This window comes from Dictyobacter arantiisoli, assembly GCF_008326305.1.
GTDB classification, from domain to species: Bacteria; Chloroflexota; Ktedonobacteria; order Ktedonobacterales; family Ktedonobacteraceae; genus Dictyobacter; species Dictyobacter arantiisoli.
This window is the reverse complement of sequence record NZ_BIXY01000018.1, coordinates 59,959-79,641: the sequence shown is the minus strand read 5'-3', so window position 1 is coordinate 79,641 and position 19,683 is coordinate 59,959. Positions and strand designations below refer to the sequence as shown.

Genomic DNA, 19,683 nt, shown 5'->3' with positions numbered 1-19,683 from the left:
CATGTTCATCAAAATGAGTGCCTTTTTATTCCAATGGTGATGGAGATAACTGTCTCATGAGCCGACTGACAAACGTGAAGGATGGTATAAGAGAGCACTTCCCTGGTTATTGTTGTCCTTTACGCGATTGAAAAAGATGGCTTATGAGCACGATGGATCAATCCAATCCTGTTTTTCCTGAGCAGCAGGGTCAGCATGCGCCTCTCTGGCATGCCTTTCATATTGATACCGTATTGCGGCAGCTGCATGCGACTGTCCACGGTTTGACGACCCGGGAGGCAGAACGAAGATTACAGTCCTATGGCCTGAATGAGTTGGAAGCGGTTGATAAAGTACATCCAGTGTTGGTATTCCTGCGGCAATTTCAGAGTCCTTTAATCTATATTTTGTTGTTAAGTACCTTTGTCACGATTCTTCTGCAAGATTATATTGATGCCAGCGTAATATTATTTGTTCTGTTGCTGAATGCGCTGATTGGATTTGTCCAGGAGATGAAGGCGGCTGCGTCGGTGGAGTCTCTAAAGAGTTTGATGGTGCCTACAACGCGCGTGTTGCGAGATGGTTTTGAGGGGCAAGTCGACAGCCGTGAACTTGTGCCAGGTGATATTGTTTTGTTGGAATCAGGCGCTCGCGTCCCTGCAGATTTGCGTTTGCTGGCTGAGAAGTCGTTGCAGATTGATGAGTCCTTGCTAACTGGAGAGTCGGTGCCTGTGGGGAAGCATCTGGAGTTAGTAGAGCCTTCGGCTACGGTGGCTGATCGCAGATGTATGGCTTATACGGGATCTGTGGTGTCGAGTGGTCGTGGTAAAGGGATTGTAGTGGCAACTGGCGAGAAGACAGAGTTAGGCGCGATCAGTGATATGATGCATATTCCTAAAGAGGGCACTCTGTTGCAGCAGAAAATGCATCAACTCGAGCGCGGTATTGGGATTGTAGTGGGGATCGCGAGTGTGTTGATATTTCTACTGGGTATTCTGCAAGGGAAGGCCATGCAGGCGATGTTTTTGATTGTAGTTGGATTAGCTGTAGCCGTAGTACCTGAAGCTCTGCCAATTATTTTTACCGTATCTCTTTCCCGTGGCATTGCTCGCATGAGCAAGCATCATGCGATTGTACGCCATCCTGCCGCCGCTGAGACGCTCGGTTCCGCCACCATCATCTGTTCGGATAAGACAGGCACTTTGACCCAGAATCGTATGACGGTTGAGGAGGTGTGGACTCCCGGTGGCACGCGGCAGATACAGGCATTGCCACGGGCTGCGCATCCACTGGGTACGTTGCAGTATGCCTCTCCAATGGATCTAACGCTTGCTGTGGGTGCTCTTACTAATGAAGCAAAGGTCTATGATGGAGATGGAGAGCAGAAGACCGAAGGTGATCCAACCGATATCGCGTTACTGGTAGCCGCGCGCAATGCAGGCGTTACTACTCCTGATTCCGAGCATATGACTCCCATTCTGGCTGAAACTCCCTATGAGCCTGACTTGCGCTATTCCCAGACCTTGCGCCTGTTTGGAGATGAGCAGGTATTGTTTGTGAAGGGTGCGACAGATCGCATACTGGCATCCTCTACAACGATGCAGGGGTCGCAAGGTGTTGTACCAGTTGATATGGCGCAAGTCAGGGCAGCCAACGAAGAGATGGCCTCCCGTGGCCTGCGTGTGCTGGCGATGGCGTATCGTATCCTGCCTGACCGACAGGTGACATCAAAAATTTTACCTGAACCTCAAGAGCTTACTCTGGTGGGCTTGCAGAGTATGGTTGATCCTCCCCGTGCGGGCGTGCGCGAAGCCATAGAAGCATGTGGACAGGCTGGTATCGCCGTCAAGATGATTACCGGTGATCATCCTCTGACCGCCAGTGCAATTGGGCGGCGGCTCGGCCTGGCGGATGCCTATACACCTGCGATCACAGGCGTGCAATTGTCCCGTATGGATGATCAGACGTTGCGTGAGCAATTGCCACATACAGCTGTCTTTGCACGGGTTTCGCCCGCAGATAAATTGCGTATTGTACAAGAATTGCAGGCAAGCGGTGAAGTGGTGGCCGTAACGGGTGATGGAGTAAATGATGCGCCGGCGCTTAAAGCTGCTTCAATCGGGGTTGCAATGGGACAGGCAGGCACCGATGTGGCGCGAGATGCCTCCGATATGATTCTGACCGATGATAACTTTGTAACTATTGTCGGAGCAATCAAGGAAGGGCGTGTAACATTTGCCAATTTGCGTAAAGCTACTTTCTTTCTTATATCCACAGGCATTGCAACCCTGATTGCTATTATTGCGAATACCGCCTTGCGAGATCCACTCTTAATGGTGCCTGCCCAGTTGCTCTGGATGAATCTGGTCACGAATAGCGTACAGGATATCTCTTTAGCTCTGGAGCCAGCAGAAGGTGATGAATTGAGGCGTTCTCCACGTCCGCGTAGTGAAGGACTTCTCTCCAGGACACTCTGGCAACGCTCTATCCTGACTGGTATCATAATGGCGGCCGGGGCGCTCTTTATGTTCAGATACACGTTAGCGCGTGGGGTCTCGCTGGAATATGCGCAGACTATTGCATTGACAACGTTGGTCTTTTGTAACGCTTTTCAATCCTTTAACGCTCGCTCTGAGAAAAAGTCCGTCTTCCAGCTCAAGTTTTTAGGCAATCCTTACCTGTTGCTCTCTACAATTATCGCCTTTCTGCTCCATTTTGGAGCACTCTACTTTGGGCCTACTCAATATGTTCTCCGTATCCAACCCATACGCGGAGATGATTGGTTGCGTATTGTGGGCGTTGGATTAATCATCTTTGTCGTCGTAGAGCTTGAAAAACTTATCCGCCGTTTGCTAGCCCGCCAACGCTCGCCTGGTCCGGTCCCGCAGGTGGGCTAAAAAAACAGTATTCAAGATCTATATATTGTGTATTTATTTCGGTTTACTGATGCATTGATAATGTAGCCGTAAAATGGGTTGTAGTAAATGAGAGCTTTGTGACTACTATATTGTCAGTAATACCAAAACATTGTATTACTAGAAAAAGAGAAGGATAAGCCCATGAAATCCCATACCGTCTATCTGACCTTCCATACGCAAAAGCGTAAAGAAATTGTCCCCATCACAGATCGTGTTGAGCAGATTATCGCTGAAAGTGGTGTGCAGGAAGGCTTTGCTCTGGTATCAGCGATGCATATCACTGCCTCAGTGATTGTCAATGATGAAGAGCCAGGGCTCTGGCAAGATATTATGGAGTGGGCTGAAAAGGTTGCACCGGAAAATCCCAATTATAAGCACCATCGGACCGGGGAAGATAATGGTGACGCGCACCTGAAGAATCTGCTTATGCATCATCAAGTGATTGTTCCCATCACCAAAGGTGAGATAGATTTTGGTCCATGGCAGCGTATTTTCTATGTTGAGTTTGATGGGCAACGTGATAAGCGTATGCTGGTTAAAGTGATTGGCGAGTAACCTATTTTTTTGCAGGTGCTGCTTTATGTATGTATAAACAAAAGCGACCGGTTCCCTTAGTAAGGGAACCTGGTCGCTTTTGTTTGAGAGAAGAATGCATGGGGAGATTAGCCTTTTAAGCCGCTTTGTTTGTAACCTTCAACGATAAAGCGTTGCAAGATGAAGAAGATGACCACCAGTGGAAGAATAGCAATCGCTGTACTCAGGAAGAGCTCATGCATATTGACATTTTGTGAGTTCATGAATGCTGAAATCACAACCTGGATAGTATAGGCAGATGAGTCTTGTCCAACGGCTAGAGGCCAGAGGAAAGCATTCCAGGCAGCAATAAAGGTAATTACGCTCAGGGCAGAAATAATGCCACCTGAGTTGGGAACCACGATGCGCCAGAAAATACCCCAGTAGCCTAAACCATCCACGCGTCCGGCCTCTTCTAGTTCGTGAGGGAAGCTCAGGAAGAACTGGCGGAAAAGGAAGGTTGTAAAGCCACTGAAAATGCCAGGTACAACCAGACCCTGTAGGGTGTTGACCCACTGGAAAGAGGAAACAATCACATAGACCGGGACGAAAATGACCGCAAATGGGATCATCAAGGTGAGCAATACTGAATAGAAAATAGTATTGGACCAGCGGTAGGGAATGCGAGCCAGACCGTATCCTGCTAACATGCAGACGAGAATTTGTCCCGTTGTTTGTAAGACAGCGACCAGCGTAGAATTGATCATACCATCGACAAATGGAACATCGGGATCGCTGAATAGTTCTGTGATGTTTTCAAAATGGAGTGAACCAGGAAAGAACGACCACTGTGGAGAGGAAATATCCATCTCCGTAGCCAGACCATTTCGAACCATCAGATAGAAAGGCAGCAAGAAAAAGAGAGCCATGATGATCAGTGTCCCATAGCGTAGGATAGCACTTACTACTTTGCCTGTGGTTAATTTTGGTTTGTGCGGGCGTGGTCGCATTGATTGTGAAACAAGGGTTGCCATAACATCATTCCTTTTTTATCTATGTGCATACTGGTTAGTTTTGAAACAGATGGTAAAAGCCATTGATCACGGCCATCGTGGCTGCTTAATCTTTTTTACCAAAGCCCAGGAAACGTCCTTGTAACAAGGTGAATGCGATAATGATAATCGTCAGTATCAGTGCTCCAGCACTGCCATGGCCAAAGTCCTGATTGAACATGGCGACCTGATAGATATAAACCAGGGGTGGGCGGGCCAGGCTGAGGTTACCACCAAACATGATGTTATAAAATTCGTCAAATGCCTGGAAGGCTGCGATGATATTGAGCAGTAAGACGGAAATAGATGCGTTGCGCAGAAGTGGGAAGGTAATAGCGCGGAAGGTTTCCCAACCTTTTTTAGCGCCATCGACATAGGATGCTTCGTAGAGCTCGCGCGGAATTTCCTGTAGCCCTGCAACGAAGATAATCATATAGATGCCAACCTGTAGCCACAGCCGCACGGTTACCAATACTAACCAGAACCAGGGAGGGGTGGGAGTGGTGATCCAGTCAAAGGAATTCAGATGAAAGAGATGGAGGACAGTATTGGCCAGTCCTGAATCGGTACCTGAGAAGATGCCCATTCTCCAGACTGCTGAGGCCAATACATAAGAACATGCGGTTGGCAAAAAGAAAACAGAGCGGAAGAAGCCCTGTGCTTTTTTGACACTATTGACCAGTAAGGCCATGCCTAATGAAGCAGCAAAGGTCGTCGGCACGATAAAGAGCGCGAAAAGCAGAAATGTTCCCAGTGAGCTGGTGAATGCGCTATCTTTGAACATGTCTATATAGTTTTGAAAACCGACAAAACCGGTTGGAGTGAGTGTCGCTCGAGCGTTAGCAAAGCTCAGGACAACTGCCCAGATAATCGGAATATAGAAAAATACTGTCAGGCCAAGGATTAAGGGCCCGGCAAAACACCAGAAGACCAGCGCAGCTTTGCGATTCTGCTGTTTTATTCTCTGCCGACTTGCTTTTGTATCGTTACGCAGAGATATGATCTCGGGTTGTGAAGGAGTACTCAGGGACTTCATTGGTTCAACCTTTTTTTCACTATACACACGGAGGCTTCCTGCGTACTTTTCTGGTACGAACGGATGCCCAAACCTACAGTCGTAGTTTTTTGAATTCCATACGAAGTGGGTATAGAAAGGGGATGGAAGGAATTACTGACCAATTTGGTCAGTAATTCCTTCCTTTACTGGCGAATGATTGGAATTCTTACGTTATTTGAGGTTTTTCGCTCATTGGGAGCTTCCGTTTACTTAGAGCTCTTTCTGCAGTTCGGTGTTGCACTTTTCGGCTGCCTGGTCAAGCAGGGTTTTGGCATTGCTGGCAGTGCCACCACCCTTCAGAATCTTACTCACGGCATCCTCCAGGTACGTTTCCATGGCTGCGTTCCAATAAGGCGTTGCCGAGTGACCGTATTTATTCAAGATGTTTACAGCATCTGCGGCAGGCCCTGTTTTCAGCTTATCAGTCTGGGCTGAAGTGCTGACGCGAGGTGGGATGTGGAAACCGTAAGCAACGTTCCAGTCTTTCTGAACTGTGGCGTTATCGATCCAGAGGGATTCGACATAAGCTTTAGCTGCCGCCACATTTTTGCCTTTGGCATAGACCATTTCGGCCCAGCCGCCGTCAACGGTTGCGGGATCGCTCTGCGCGTCAAGGCCGGGCAGTGGGAAGATACCAAAATCATCTTTTAAGGCTGTTACTACCTGAGGCATAGCCCAGAGGCCGCACCACTGCATAGCAACGCTCCCATTGAGGAATGGGTTGATGCTCCACCAGAAGTCAGTTGCATCTGGCAAGACATTGCCAGTAGCATTGAGCTCATGGATTTTCAGGTACATATTGGCCACGCGGTCGGTATTAAAGATGACTTTGTTATCTGCAGAGAGAAGATCTTGCTGGGGACCAGATGCCCAGATGGCAATTTGATGGAGTGCATCGACACCAGCATCCGGGCCAATGTAAATACTCTTGACGTTATTGGCTGCAGATACTTTCTTGGCGGCATCGATTAACTCATCGATGGTGGTTGGTATTTTGGTGATGTTCGCTTTCTGGAACATGCTCTTGCGATAGTAGATAAAGGTTGGATCATTGAGCATTTTAATTGCATAGACATGACCGTTCACGGTAAATGGTTTGACGGATGCTGGCAAGAAATCATCTTTATGGGCTGCAAAGATGTCATCCAATGGAGCTAGCAGACCTTGTTTGACCTGGTCGACGCTGAGTGCGGATTGCTCGAAAATATCAGGTGCACTTGAACCCAGCAATGCAGTGTTGACTGAGTTACCATAAGCGTTGCCGACGCCGGCTACCCATTTTACTGTGACATTCGCCTTGGTATAATTTTTTGCATAGCTTCTGACTGCTTGCTCTGTGCCTTTTTCACCATATTGATGATACCACTGGGTCAAGTTTGGCAGATTAGAGTTACCATTGGCGGTACCACCACCTCCAGCTCCAGTTCCTGCGCAGGCGGCGAGTAGTGAACCACTGAGTGCAAGGCCGCCGCTATATTGAAGAAATCGGCGACGGGTAAATGAATTAGATGAGGATTGATTCTGGCTCATTATGAGTTCTCCTTGCCTCGTAATACTGCTATGTATTACCTAATGATGTCCAAATAATAAAAAGCGAAAAGTTCCATTGATCCAGGCCATCTGTCCCTACGACGCAATTGTCATATGTATTGGTGTCTGGGAATTAAATAAAAGCATGCGATCTTACTTATATATAATGTAGGATAACATGGCTTTTTATTGGACGAAAAGTCCTGGCTACTTTCTTTTTCAGAGGGAACACGATGGCGATAATGCCATCTTCTTACTCTCTGCTGCCTTTTCAATCATACGAGGGAAACCCTCAATGATCATGGCCTATTGAGAATTGCACGTCTTCATGCGAGTTAGACCAGTTAACAAGTAACGACTCCATAAACATATTTGCCACTTGTCAAATGCAAGCATACCATCTATACTTTTTTTTGTCAATGATTAATCATTAGAATTATTAGTACAACGAAGTGTTTGTGAACAAGGAAGTGATACCTGGCTATGAGTGCTGCTATTTTTGCATATCCAGACCTGCCATTCTGGCGCTGTGTCGCGTCGTACGTTGGTATGATAACGATTTTTCTTGTTGTATGTTCTTTCCCATACGCAGAGGTAGGAGAAAGCAAGCAGACTTGCGAGTACGTTCCTACAATAAAAAATCTTACGGTTGTTTACAGTTATCCTCATTTGTAAACGTCTTTCTATGGCTATCATGCAGAGCATATCGATAGATATTTTGCGAAGATGAGAAGCTATAATCGCTGTAGAAGCAGCTTTTATAGCACGTCTTTTGCGCTGGATGCGAGGTAGCATGATGTTTTTAGCAACAAAGGATGTAATATAGTGTATAGGAATGTACCACCTGTGGATCGCAAGTTAATGCAGAAGATCAATCAGAATACTCTTCTCAATCTCATTCGTATTCATGCGCCTATCTCGCGTACGGACTTGAAACGTCTCTCGGGGTTAAGCCAGGGAACCATTTTTGGTATGACGATGACCTTGCTTGAACAACAATTAATAGTTGAAAAAGGTATGGCTAAATCAACCGGTGGGCGCAAGGCAGAACTATTAGAAATAGACCCTGATGGGCGCTACTCTATTGGCATAAAATTGAGTGAATATGCAGTAACCATTGTACTTCTAAACATGCATGGAGAGATTATTTATAAAGAATCTTATGCTACAACTTTATATGACAATGCTGCGCATGCAGTGCAACTTATCATAAATTGTATGGAATCTTTTTTCTTACATATTTCAGTGCCGCGCGAGAAGATTTTAGGGATTGGCTGTGCGGTATTTGGACCGGTCCATCAACAAAGTGGGCGTTCGGTAGATACCTGGATTCTGCACTGGCATAATGTGGAGCTGGGACCACCATTACAACGGCATTTTGGCCTTCCCGTAATTGTTGCTAACGATGTGGATTGCCTGCTGTGTTATGAGAAGATGTATGGTCATGGCCGGGATTATCATGATTTGTTGTTAATATCCGTAGGCCGTGGACTGGGTATGGCTGCCTTGATTCATGATCTGCCATTTCGTGGGGCGCAAGGGATGGGAGCGGAGTTTGGACATGCTCCCTTTGACATATTTGGTCGTACCTGTGGCTGTGGCAACCAGGGATGTTATGAGGCATATGTAGCTAATCATGGTATTTTACGGACCTATCAGGAACTTCATCCTTCTGCATGGGATCCCAGTCTTACGACGTGCGATCTGGCGCAACGCGCGCTGGAAGGAGACGAAATGGCCTGCCAGGCGTTTACATTAACTGGAACATATTTAGGGGCCGGGATCGCCGGTCTGGTGAATGTATTTAATCCAGAGTGTATTTTAATCAACGGAAGCGATGAATTCCCAGTTGACCTGATCATGCCTGCAATGAAAGAGACGCTCATGCAGCATATATTTTCACAGCTAGGAAAAGATCTGGATATCGTTATCATGACACGCGCTACCCAGGAGCTATGGGCCCAAAGTGCTGGTTGCCTTATTCTCCAGGATTTTTTCTCCTCACCTGATCCTTTTTAAAGGGACTCAATAGTTTAGCTGCTTTCTTTTTGATCGATACTCACTGCCCTTCCTCGAACTATTTTTCAACTATGTATTGTGACATAAATATGGCACATGGGCCCTAAAGAGATAGCTAAAGTATATCGAGCTACTATCGAGCAAATTTAGCTGGTCACTCCTAATGAAAGATCCCTTACACGCCTTGCTGTCAGGGATCTTCTATTGCCTGAAGCTGTGGAGTTTGCTCGATCCAATTTTTATGATCTTGTCAGATATAGTTCTGGCGGATACGCTCCCTCCGTTGGTTCTGCATTGTTCAGCTCTTGAATGATGCTTCCCTGGCTCTTGTTTTTCAGAAATTTGTCTGGTATACTCCGTGCAAAGGTTAGTGTACAGAAAACACACTAACCTACACGATAAATCAAGCTCATTTTATCTTCAAACAGAACGGTTGACATCATTTCCGACACCATAACGTGCTAAGAATTCATTATACGTTATCATTGACTCCTCTTGATCACCAGGGACTGTATGTGCGTAAACCGCCCAGGTAATCGCAGGATTAGAATGACCGAGAATACTACTCACTGTAGTTACAGGTATCTTTAATTTCAACATAATTGACGCCGCAGTATGACGGAGCACATGAAGTCTTGTTGTAACAGGGATGCCAGCCTTCTCTAGCAATTTTCTATAAGGCCGTAAAATGCCAGCAGGAGTAAGATTAGTTCCCCGTGAGTTGGTAAACACCAGATCTTGATCACTCCACTTTAAACCAGATTTTAATCGCCTTTCTAATTGCGCTTTTCTATGGATAACTAACGCAGCTATTGCAAAATCAGGAAGTGAAATTTTACGAATAGAGCTACGTGTTTTAGGCTTACCCTCATGGAACTTTGTTTCACCATCTAAGGTATAATAACTAGCCTGACGACTGACGGTAATCTCTTTTTTGACAAAATCAACATCCGACCACAACAAACCAGCTAATTCACCATGACGCATTCCAGAACCTACAGCAAGGGAAATCAAGGCCCAAGATTGCAAGGCCCATACTTTCCGTTGCCCCCATTCATAGGCAATATTCAGGAGCAATGCAACTTGATCAGGAGGAATAATTTCAACTTTTTCTTTTTCTCTATATCCTACTGGTAACTTAACTAAAGCTACAGGATTGCGCACAAGTAACTCCCAGGAAACAGCATCTTGTAAAGCAACAGTAAATGCACCTAGCATGGTACGAAGCGTTGACGGAGCATATTTACCAGTTTTATTCAATGCGTTGACCGCTTTTTGTAGTTTGTCTGTTGTCAAATCTTCCAGCTTGATCTTACCTAACTCACTACAAAAAGGTTTTGTCTTATTTTTGTACATAAGGTAGGTTGTAGGTTCTATTGTTGGGCGTTTAACCTCAAGCCAATAATCAATATACTCAGCCACAGTAAATGCACGTCGATCAAATTTAAGTCCCTGTTCTACCTCCCTATCCCATTTTTTTAAAATACTTTCTGCTTCTTTTTTTGTATCAACATAGACATATTTTCTTTTGCCATCAATGGAACGACTTACTTGGAACTTCTGTCTACTATCACGCCATACAATCGACCCCTTGCCTCGACCTCGACGCCCAGGTTGCTCATATCCTTCTTTTCTTGGACGAGCCATAAATCACCCCTTTCTATGCGCGTTGTTCACATACCCATTCAGCAACCTCAGACGGAACAAACCTTAAATGACCACCGATATAAACAGCAGGTAGATCAGAAGTCTTCATGAGTTTGTACACTGTTTGCCTGCTACGAACTTTCAAAACCCCCATCAAGCTGTCTATATCTAATAGATCTTCTAGCAAAAGGATTGGTTTTTTCTCTTGTTTTTTTGCCATAAAACACCCCCTACTGAATATCTTCAGAATTGTAGAGCAACTGTTTACGTTGGACTTCTGCTAGAAAATCACGGCCTATTTCTTCCAGGTAATTCGTACCATGTTCATAGAGGTACTGCAAAATCAGGGAGAGATCAGCATCAGGAGCGGCACATTCACCACCTTTCCACGCCGCCAACGTTGAGGCATAACCAACCATAGCCGCTATACCACGTTCCAGGTTTTTCTCTCGGATACGCCGACGGACCACAGGCCCCAGGTCAGGTTCTACAGGTTCACTAAAAGCCGATTGAATAACGACCCAGGCAGGATGTACAGGCCAGCGAGAACGGTTACTATCCTCAGTAGGTAGTGTGTAACGCAGCCAACCATCAGGAAGGCCGTCAGTATCACCCTCGACGCGACCAGCCGCATATGCCCACAATGATTGAAATTGACCCAGGAGATCATAGGCACCCTCGATAGGATTTTTGAGGTTATGTAAAAATGCGCGAGTCAGATGAAACTCATTGCGCCAGACCGGAGTTGTACCATCCCATTTTCCACCATAGGGACCGGACGTACCTCTATTCCAAACGTCATACATCCATGTCTTATCAGACTTCTGTGTAATTTCTTGTGTCTTGTTGTAAATGCGACATGATATCGGCGAGGCACTGGAGCTAAAGCGGAGATAGGACAACGTACGACTATCAAGATTGACTCCATCAGGCCCATAGATCACTGATTGTTTCCGGCCCCGTGATACGAAATCTTGTTGATAGTTTGCCAACGAGAAATCATAACCCATCACATCAGCGCAGAGATCCACAGAAGAGACTTGTAAATGGATATGTTGACCAAAGATCGACATAAGAAGCTCATGCATCTTTGCCAGCGAATCACCAGGATCAGGTTGTGACCACAGGTACTCAGAAGAGAACCGGACCTGTGCTATCACATCATTAAATGTGCCACGTGAGACGACGAGAGACAACCATTGACAGGTGAGCAGCCAGCGCCATTGACGACCAGCTCCATGTGGTTCAATAAAAAGAAGGGCACGCAAGAACGACCAGGGAGAAGCCACCGCCGTTTCTGCTACCTTTGCTTCACCCTGCAAGTAGTCCAATTCTTGCATCAGTGTTTCATCAAGTTCTCGCTGAATAGGCTCAAGAGATTCATCAGCATAGCGAACATTGAGGATCAGCGTATCAACACCAAAGCCAACCAGCTTGATATTCTCAATCAGAGCGTCATACGTGGACACAAAAGAAAAAGAGGATGGAGATAAACCACCCTCTTGTACAGAACCGCTTGGATCAAAGGAATATCTACACATAGACCTACTCATCCTTCTCTTCAGATTTTTCAATCAGCACAAACAATTCTTCACAACGGTTACATGTTGCGTCAAACTCCTTACTTGCGACCCGAACTTTGATAGGAGGATCACACGAGCACTCATACAAGCGCAGGCGGGAACCAGGAGCCTTTTCTTTTGTTCGTGGGACAATTGCCGCATGTGGATAAGAACCAACACCAGATATGTACTGTTGAAGGACTGGCAGCAATTGAGGACCAACAACGGTAGCAGTCGGAGGACCATCCAGGCCCACTTTCTTTGCTGCTTGTGAAAACTCCTTGCGATGTCCAAAGCGGCCTTGAAAGTGAGCATGGATTAATTCATGGAGCAGTGTACCGAGCACATGAATTGAGTCAGAGATACGAGGAGAAATGAAAATCTGTGCGACCCCATCAGCGCACATGGTAGGCGGGAAACACTCTCCTATGGTGACATTCTTCTGTCCACCACCGCCAGTCATAGGCCAACCACAGGAGACACGAACAGGAACCGGAGTCAGGCCAGAGCGTTGCATATGCTCAAAAAGAAAAAGCGTTGCATGATACAGCCAAGCCTCACGGAATTGTTGAAGATTTTCATCCATGAAAGCACCTCAAAAGTAGGCGTTTAAACGGGGACTTTGGTTTCTATTACGAACATTTATTCCTTCACAAGCAGCAAATGCTTGTGGTATACTTTTCTTAGTGGAAAGAAGGAAAAATAACAAGAAAAGAGGAACACCGCCTATGATACCGAATCCTATTTTTATCAGTATTGAGGTAGCACTCCTCTTTATTGCTATCACTGCTATTATTGGAGGATATATCACAACATCCATGCCGCAAGCAGCAGAAGAAGTACAAGAGAGAAAGAGACGAGAAAAGATTATCGCCTTGCTCATTCTTCCCTGTAGCATCCTCTTGCTTGCATGGTGCGTTTTCGATAGCATTAACACGCTACAACACCCTTTTCCCTCTTCAAACCTGTATATCTTTCTCCCCGTCACTGTAGGAATACTTGCACTTCTCTTACTCATTGCTCGAATTACCGAGATACTTACAAAGAGAAACCTGCTTGCTTCATTCCTACACGACATAACCAAGGAGAGGAAGTAATACATAATGAAAGAGAAAAGCAAGAAAGCAAACAGACCATAAAAGCAACAAGATCCAGAAGTAGAACCGATTATTTGAATACATAGCAACATCCCCTTCTCTTGAGAGACACCCCAAGAACAAACAAGACAACAATACCCTTCAGAAAAGCTCAAGCATTGAGCAGAAGAAATACAGAGAACATCGAGGAGAAAAAGAAACCATTCATCTACAACAACAGCAAAACTCACAGCGGATGTAAATAGACAGGCGCGTGTTACTTGTGTGCGCCTGTCCAAAACACTGATTAATACACGCTCAATTGCCACTGCTTCAACAAATTGACGGCGCACTCAGGCCCATAGAGCGATGCGGAGGAGGCATCACGGACAAAGTACCCCAACCATGATTGCTGATAAGACAACGCAACAAACGCAAATGCCTTGACGATCATATTTGCTTGTTCCATTGTTGTTGCAGATGCCACTATCCCAAGGCATCCATCAGCTAATCGCATATCATAGGCGATCACAATGTATGACACTGGCATATATCACTCCTATTGGCCTCTATTCAACTTGCCAATATGTTCGTAGTACGCATCAGAACGTTGATACCAAGAAGCCAATAATGCATCTTGCTCTTGCTTTGAACTACTATAACCCTCGTAGAGAGGGATACCAACCTCACGAGCAGCATTATAAAGTTGAATACCCACAGCGCATACCGGACGACCAGCAGGTGCGCAATATGGACAAGATTGATTAGACATGACATGTGAACTCACAACTTGCTCATCAGGCACACAACCATCACACCACCCGCCAGGACAACCAGAACAACAAAAACGTTGCGTCATATGATCATCTCCCTTAACGACCAGAAAAGCGTGTATTGTACGCATGGACAAAGGCACTATATTCTGCTTGAGTGGCATACCAGTAGTATTTCGCAATATCGGTATCAGTGGACATGCTACGAGCAATGCGTTCAAATTCCGCCCAGGCTTGCCCACCACTTAAAGAGGCAGGCCATATACCTGAAGCTATAAGGGAAGTGATCAAAAACTCAATCATCTGTTGACGAATATCATCCATAGTTCTCTCCTTATCCCACATTGTTGTGACGGGAATAATTGATATCACACACACGGTTCATAAAACATAGACAGATGGATTGATATCAATTAGCTGTCTGTTCTAGCTGAATAGTGTGTGCGATACCTTGTAGCCGAGAAGCAGCAGCCACAGCAAGCAGCACACGAGCAATAGTCGTTGATAAGGGATTATTTAATACCTCATCAATTAAGCTTAGATCTTCATTCACTGTGTCTGTTAGATAAGGAGCAAAGTTTACGATGTAGTGTGCAAAGGGATCTTTCATTTGAAGTGCTTGCTGGAACACGGTTTGTCGTTGGATCATGCAGTACCTCATGTGTCTTTTTAAGGGAGAGAGGCCCCCCACCCAAAGCCGAGATTTGTTGTAACTAGCGTCTCCACCTTGACACTCTGATTTACGCACTACATGCCGACGGTGCCAAGGTGATATACGCAGGTTGCATCCTTAGCACCGTCGCCACTCCGAGCTTAAATCAGGTATCAAGGTAGTACGCTTGCTTCGCACCGTTACGGGGAACATTGAGAGTAAGTGGACGTTTTATGCCTCAGGAAGCCAGGATCAACCGCAGGTGTTTTTGCTTGGTTGTTTTTGATCGAACATTTGTGCTATTTGAAAAGATGAAAAAGAGAATGCTTCTTTGCAAAGCGATGCACGCCTTTATCCTTTTGCAAGGTGTGCGGGCGTGCAGGCGTGCAAGAAGTTTGGGTTTATTTCCCGGTCATCCAACTGAATAGGCCGTTTTTCTGTGGGGGAGCAGCAGGCAGAGGAGCTGGACCGCCAACGTTCAACTGTTGTGTGTTTCCCATGAAGGGAGGGTTATTCGTGACTTGACCATTGATAAAGGGAGGTTGACCCATAGGCATAGGTGGAGCACCAGCAGGCGCAGCCAACGATGGATACGCCGCAGGTGGGCTAATGCGTGTGACCGATGACTGTTGTTGAGGAGTCAGCTTCAACGGTTCTGTTGATAACCCGAAGGTATAATCACCACGACGCGCAGCATCTACGGCTTGCTGTGCATTTGTTTGTGCCATCTGTTGGTACGCATTCTTGATGTTGGGATCATTGTTTGCCGTTTTTTGCGCTTGCAACAACATTGTTTGATGATGCTCAGCACTTTGAACCCGCAGCGCCAGACCGCCCAATTGCGCACCACGCGAGATGTGTTCCTCGATCAGGCTACTAATATCATAGATCGCCAGGACCGCAAGCGCGACCGGAAAGAGGAGACCAATACCTGCCTGAAACACACCTGTCATCCATCCAGGCAAGTACGCACTTACGGTTTTGATCATCCAATCCATTGACCCCGATTTGGCAACCCAGGCCAGCCCACACCCAGACGAGACAACCACACCAACCAGTCCGACCAGGGCAGGAACGAGCGCAGCCGGATAGTTATACCACTTGCCAGACGAGCATAACATTTTGACGATCTTGAAGCAGGAAAAAACCAACGCTTCTACGAACAGGCCCCGACAGATCGCATCAATAGTATTGATCATATTCGGCCCTGAAAAACTCAGATTGCCACCAGTAAAGGCCCAGGCATTTGTATATGCAGACACCAGCATCAGGACCGCAGGCAACACAATTGCCAATAACACATCCGAGCGTTCACGCCCCTGGTGAATACCAATCATGCGCTTGAGGTCGAATCGCACCGCATTTTGCAAGTTATCGAACATAGAACACCTCATCTTGTGAAATGATACGGCCCAGAGCAGACGCCCCAGGCCAGAGCAACGACCGATAAAAGCTATGCAACGGAGACATTGAGACTAGGCAACGACACACGACTGACAATAAAGTTGACCTGTGGCTGATCAGCCCGTCCATCGGTGAACTTGCGCATACGGAGGGAATAGTTCACCACCTCAAGCTGGACAGGTTGACGGCGAGCCGATGCAATCACGGAAACCAGTTGTGTATGCTGTGGATCATCCGGCCACATCTGACACGGCCAGGAATTGCCGACTTCATCAATAGCCGTGAGGGATATCAGCTTTGACGGCCCGTTTTTGGTCTTGATATCAAAAGCGTTACCACCCTTGACCGTCCCTGAAAAGTACATGCCGGATTGCGTCGCAGGTTGTTCTGTGCCAGGGAAGGAGACGTTGGTAACAATAAAATTGGCTTGTGGCTCAGTCCGGCCATCTTTAAACACCCGCATTCGTACCGAGTAACCAGCAATCTCAAACTGGACCCGTTGACGACGAGCCGAAGCGATCACCGGAGCCAATTGTGCATGTTGAGGATCGTCAGGCCACATCTGACAACTTAAGGTATTGCCCAAAGCATCGACCGAGGTAAAAGAAATCAATTGTTTTGAAGAACCATCTTTACCTTTGACATCAAAGACACCGCCATTTTTGACTGTTCCGAAAAAGCTCATCATAGTTGTTTTCTCCTCGAAATGAATGTAAAAAGATGTGGCCCAACGCACAGTGCATCAGGCCAGGAACAACACGCCAGAAGGAAGGCTACAAAACGAGAATATGAGATATCACCAACCCACTAAAAAGAAACATCAATGCAAGCACGACCAACAGACCACGGAATACACCACCTATTGCGAACGAGCGCCACAAGAAAAACAGAGCCACAAGAAAGAACAACACGGCAAGGAATGCTGACATAACCGAACCCTCCATTGTCTGTAGGACAAGCGGACAACAAGCAGACATTACCACAGAGATTTTTGTTCACCTGTGGATGAAGCATAGGTTGCGCGAGGTGTGGCAAGCATCAATGGAAGAAGCTGTATATTCATACACGAGTGATCCCGACACATCACAACCTCGTACCGATCAAGGCGATACCCTAAGCAACCAGGACAATACGAAACAGCATTACAATACACTGATTGGCCGATAGGATTGCGTTTCGTGACTTTGTTATCAACAATCCGCCGACAACTAAACCAACCACGAGACGCAGTAACGGTCCATTCATGACCGAGATGTTGGCATTTATCTTTCATTGACAGGCAACTCCTAGCCCACAATCACAGCAATATATGCTTGTGTCTCTGAAGGTAAGCAGGTCTTCCACGCTTGACCACAACGCGCTACCGCACCGTCTAAAGCTCCAGGCCCCGCATTATACGCAGCCAGGGCAGCCGACTCACTCCCATATCGACGAACATACGAAGCCATCAATCGCGCAGCACCTTTCAATGCTTGCTCAGGATTAGAAGGATCGATACCCAGACCTCTTGCTGTTGCTGGCATGAATTGAGCAATGCCAAGGGCACCAGCTTGTGAGATTGCACGAGGATTGAAATTACTTTCTTGCCGAATTTGCCGAACAAACAAGGTAGGATCAATGCCAGCAGCTATCGCATCAGCACGAGCTATACTGACATAATTGGAAGCGGTAGGAGGTGGAGCTTTCGGTACGGAGGAAACAGAATGCATCATTGCCACGGTCACAAATTGGTACATGATCACACCGATACTTATGAGGAAAAGGTTTCGCGCCAGGATACGCAGGAGCCGAGGTGTATACCGTCTATTCGTGACCAGGACCGCCAAGCCAGAGGTGAGAAACACCGCACCGCATAAGCTCCACTGGTAAAGTGGAGGCAGCATGAAACACTCCTAAAAGGTGGAAGTATTGAGAGGGTTCCAAACATGAGCTACAGCGCCAGCACTATCGACAACACGCACTACCTTAGCAACAGGAATATCATAGGAAGACAGCACCATCTGTACCAATGATTGTACCGTTGGAGCCTCATTGGTTGAAACACGCACTTCTAACGCGACAACTAATTTAGGAGGATAAACATTAGGATCAGGACAGCCGTCCGGCCAAACTGAAACGATATAGTGAAAGGTCATAGGATCACCTCTTTCAAAAGTGAACTACCTCACAATCATAAACAAACTTTTCTTGCAGAAGACGAGCCACAACCGAACGATGACAAGAAGCAGCATTACTACAAGCACACAATAAACACACGGGATACCCACGTTCCATCCAAAATGAAACCAACGATAACCCGCCAGGAGCATCAGCGAGAACAATCGGCAATGCATGATCCTGATAATTCAAATTACCAAGTTCACGAACATGGTGGTATTGGTTGCCGAACCGTTGTGCCAGGGCAGGACCACGGAAACGAGGATGGAACCGTGATTTTGGACTCAAGCGAATATCAATAAGGATCATTGATGGATCAACCATAAGCTTGTCAAGTTGTTCATCAGCTTTACGAGCTGCATAGCCAAGTGTAAAAACCTTGCTCATCCGCACCTCTTTCAAAAGTGAGCGTTTAAACGGGGACTTTTAAGAGGATGAACTAAAATGGATGATCAGAAGGATCACCAAGTTCTTCAAAATCGGCAGAACTGGTAGCAGCAACTTGTGGACGTTGCGTCAACTGGACCGTAGATGCAGACACTTCGAAAGCTTGCCGGTTTTGTCCATTGCGATCAGTGTACGAACGCATCATCAATTTCCCCTGTACAAAAACTTCACTTCCCTTACAGGCTTGTTCATTAATACGTTCTGCCAGCCGTTCCCAGGTCACAATGTTTAGCCACATTGCAGGTTTATCTTTGCCCTGATCGACGGCAATACTAAACTTTGTGACCGCCGTCCCTTGTGGGGTATAACTCATCTCAGGATCACGACCAAGACGACCCGTTCCCATCCATTGATTAAGCAGCATAGACACCTCTTTTTTTCTATCACATATTTCGCCACTCAGGACCACCCCAGACACGATCATTCCATGCATCAACAACCTTCTGACATTCCAATCTCTGACAGGAAATTGCAATTCCTTGCAATGCAAAAGGCCAAGCCCGACACCTTGTACAGAGAACCACCCCACAATGCATACAAGATGCAGCCCAATCACTAAGTGGTTGGTGACAACCTGAACAGCACCGACCATGATCAACTTCAAGATCAGAGTTTCGAAACATTTACCTTATTCCTCTCACTCAGATAACATCTAGACAAAGCGGAACATCACCGCCGAAGCCGTCCAAAAGGCTCATCATCTAAGTACTGAACAGGTGCACGACGATAACCGCTCAAGGGTTGCGCCGATGGTTGTGTCTGCACTGATTGAAAATGATGATAGTGACGTTGGACTAATGACGATGCAATATAAATGCCAATCACCAAGCCCAGGACAACCCCAACCAGACACGCAATAATCAACCACGGTAACATTAGAGGAAACATATCGACTTA

General features: G+C 46.4%; 23 protein-coding genes. 4 read left to right on the top strand and 19 right to left on the bottom strand.

All coding sequences use genetic code 11. The features are described from left to right. Positions 1 to 143: 143 nt before the first annotated feature. Positions 144 to 2,876 (top strand): cation-translocating P-type ATPase, encoded by a 2,733-nt coding sequence (locus F1593_RS08390; protein ID WP_149401104.1) that lies wholly within the window; start codon positions 144 to 146, stop codon positions 2,874 to 2,876. Positions 2,877 to 3,038: 162 nt separating this feature from the next. After that, the gene (locus F1593_RS08385; protein ID WP_149401103.1) at positions 3,039 to 3,452 is read left to right on the top strand and encodes a secondary thiamine-phosphate synthase enzyme YjbQ; all 414 of its coding nucleotides are present in this window, start codon (positions 3,039 to 3,041) and stop codon (positions 3,450 to 3,452) included. Between the two features lie 107 nt (positions 3,453 to 3,559). On the opposite strand, the gene F1593_RS08380 is transcribed toward F1593_RS08385, so the two are convergent. The 3 genes from F1593_RS08380 to F1593_RS08370 all read right to left on the bottom strand — a co-directional run bounded on the left by F1593_RS08380 (position 3,560) and on the right by F1593_RS08370 (position 7,049). Continuing rightward, positions 3,560 to 4,444 carry a carbohydrate ABC transporter permease gene (locus F1593_RS08380; protein ID WP_149401102.1) on the bottom strand — a complete coding sequence of 295 codons (885 nt, stop codon included), beginning with the start codon at positions 4,442 to 4,444 and terminating at the stop codon, positions 3,560 to 3,562. Between the two features lie 85 nt (positions 4,445 to 4,529). Further along, positions 4,530 to 5,498: a carbohydrate ABC transporter permease gene (locus F1593_RS08375; protein ID WP_149401101.1), complete on the bottom strand. Its 969-nt coding sequence runs from the start codon at positions 5,496 to 5,498 to the stop codon at positions 4,530 to 4,532. 231 nt (positions 5,499 to 5,729) lie between these two features. Next, entirely contained in the window at positions 5,730 to 7,049 is a 1,320-nt protein-coding gene (locus F1593_RS08370) for an ABC transporter substrate-binding protein (protein ID WP_149401100.1), read from the bottom strand. Positions 7,050 to 7,874: 825 nt separating this feature from the next. Between F1593_RS08370 and F1593_RS08365 the strand changes: the two genes are divergently transcribed. Further along, positions 7,875 to 9,068, top strand: coding sequence for an ROK family protein (locus F1593_RS08365; protein ID WP_149401099.1), 1,194 nt, complete (start codon positions 7,875 to 7,877; stop codon positions 9,066 to 9,068). Positions 9,069 to 9,488: 420 nt separating this feature from the next. On the opposite strand, the gene F1593_RS08360 is transcribed toward F1593_RS08365, so the two are convergent. The 4 genes from F1593_RS08360 to F1593_RS08345 are packed head-to-tail and all read right to left on the bottom strand — an operon-like array spanning position 9,489 to position 12,863. Then, positions 9,489 to 10,715 carry a site-specific integrase gene (locus tag F1593_RS08360; RefSeq protein WP_149401098.1) on the bottom strand — a complete coding sequence of 409 codons (1,227 nt, stop codon included), beginning with the start codon at positions 10,713 to 10,715 and terminating at the stop codon, positions 9,489 to 9,491. Between the two features lie 13 nt (positions 10,716 to 10,728). Beyond that, the gene (locus F1593_RS08355; protein WP_149401097.1) at positions 10,729 to 10,935 is read right to left on the bottom strand and encodes a helix-turn-helix domain-containing protein; all 207 of its coding nucleotides are present in this window, start codon (positions 10,933 to 10,935) and stop codon (positions 10,729 to 10,731) included. Positions 10,936 to 10,945: 10 nt separating this feature from the next. Beyond that, positions 10,946 to 12,256 carry a hypothetical protein gene (locus F1593_RS08350; protein ID WP_149401096.1) on the bottom strand — a complete coding sequence of 437 codons (1,311 nt, stop codon included), beginning with the start codon at positions 12,254 to 12,256 and terminating at the stop codon, positions 10,946 to 10,948. Positions 12,257 to 12,260: 4 nt separating this feature from the next. Continuing rightward, a complete protein-coding gene (locus F1593_RS08345; RefSeq protein WP_149401095.1) occupies positions 12,261 to 12,863 on the bottom strand; it encodes a SprT-like domain-containing protein in 603 nt (200 codons plus the stop codon). 142 nt (positions 12,864 to 13,005) lie between these two features. Here F1593_RS08345 and F1593_RS08340 point away from each other — a divergent pair, with 142 nt between their 5' ends. Beyond that, positions 13,006 to 13,374: a hypothetical protein gene (locus F1593_RS08340; RefSeq protein ID WP_149401094.1), complete on the top strand. Its 369-nt coding sequence runs from the start codon at positions 13,006 to 13,008 to the stop codon at positions 13,372 to 13,374. Between the two features lie 286 nt (positions 13,375 to 13,660). Here F1593_RS08340 and F1593_RS08335 read toward each other — a convergent pair whose 3' ends face one another. The 12 genes from F1593_RS08335 to F1593_RS08280 all read right to left on the bottom strand — a co-directional run bounded on the left by F1593_RS08335 (position 13,661) and on the right by F1593_RS08280 (position 19,674). Beyond that, a complete protein-coding gene (locus tag F1593_RS08335) occupies positions 13,661 to 13,903 on the bottom strand; it encodes a hypothetical protein (RefSeq protein WP_149401093.1) in 243 nt (80 codons plus the stop codon). 9 nt (positions 13,904 to 13,912) lie between these two features. Continuing rightward, complete coding sequence (locus tag F1593_RS08330) at positions 13,913 to 14,212, bottom strand: hypothetical protein (RefSeq protein ID WP_149401092.1); 300 nt, start codon at positions 14,210 to 14,212, stop codon at positions 13,913 to 13,915. A gap of 13 nt (positions 14,213 to 14,225) precedes the next feature. Next, the gene (locus F1593_RS08325; protein ID WP_149401091.1) at positions 14,226 to 14,450 is read right to left on the bottom strand and encodes a hypothetical protein; all 225 of its coding nucleotides are present in this window, start codon (positions 14,448 to 14,450) and stop codon (positions 14,226 to 14,228) included. An 85-nt stretch (positions 14,451 to 14,535) separates the two neighbouring features. After that, positions 14,536 to 14,775 carry a hypothetical protein gene (locus tag F1593_RS08320; RefSeq protein ID WP_149401090.1) on the bottom strand — a complete coding sequence of 80 codons (240 nt, stop codon included), beginning with the start codon at positions 14,773 to 14,775 and terminating at the stop codon, positions 14,536 to 14,538. Between the two features lie 404 nt (positions 14,776 to 15,179). After that, positions 15,180 to 16,160, bottom strand: coding sequence for a hypothetical protein (locus tag F1593_RS08315; protein ID WP_149401089.1), 981 nt, complete (start codon positions 16,158 to 16,160; stop codon positions 15,180 to 15,182). A 71-nt stretch (positions 16,161 to 16,231) separates the two neighbouring features. Beyond that, the gene (locus tag F1593_RS08310) at positions 16,232 to 16,870 is read right to left on the bottom strand and encodes a hypothetical protein (RefSeq protein WP_149401088.1); all 639 of its coding nucleotides are present in this window, start codon (positions 16,868 to 16,870) and stop codon (positions 16,232 to 16,234) included. Between the two features lie 288 nt (positions 16,871 to 17,158). Continuing rightward, positions 17,159 to 17,455, bottom strand: coding sequence for a hypothetical protein (locus F1593_RS08305; RefSeq protein WP_149401087.1), 297 nt, complete (start codon positions 17,453 to 17,455; stop codon positions 17,159 to 17,161). A 13-nt stretch (positions 17,456 to 17,468) separates the two neighbouring features. Further along, positions 17,469 to 18,065, bottom strand: a complete 597-nt coding sequence (locus F1593_RS08300) for a lytic transglycosylase domain-containing protein (RefSeq protein WP_149401086.1) — start codon at positions 18,063 to 18,065, stop codon at positions 17,469 to 17,471. A gap of 9 nt (positions 18,066 to 18,074) precedes the next feature. Next, positions 18,075 to 18,317: a hypothetical protein gene (locus tag F1593_RS08295; RefSeq protein ID WP_149401085.1), complete on the bottom strand. Its 243-nt coding sequence runs from the start codon at positions 18,315 to 18,317 to the stop codon at positions 18,075 to 18,077. A gap of 13 nt (positions 18,318 to 18,330) precedes the next feature. Next, complete coding sequence (locus F1593_RS08290; protein ID WP_149401084.1) at positions 18,331 to 18,726, bottom strand: DUF488 domain-containing protein; 396 nt, start codon at positions 18,724 to 18,726, stop codon at positions 18,331 to 18,333. 52 nt (positions 18,727 to 18,778) lie between these two features. Next, a complete protein-coding gene (locus tag F1593_RS28240) occupies positions 18,779 to 19,150 on the bottom strand; it encodes a single-stranded DNA-binding protein (protein WP_172631964.1) in 372 nt (123 codons plus the stop codon). A gap of 305 nt (positions 19,151 to 19,455) precedes the next feature. After that, positions 19,456 to 19,674, bottom strand: coding sequence for a hypothetical protein (locus F1593_RS08280; protein ID WP_149401082.1), 219 nt, complete (start codon positions 19,672 to 19,674; stop codon positions 19,456 to 19,458). Between the last annotated feature and the right edge of the window lie 9 nt (positions 19,675 to 19,683).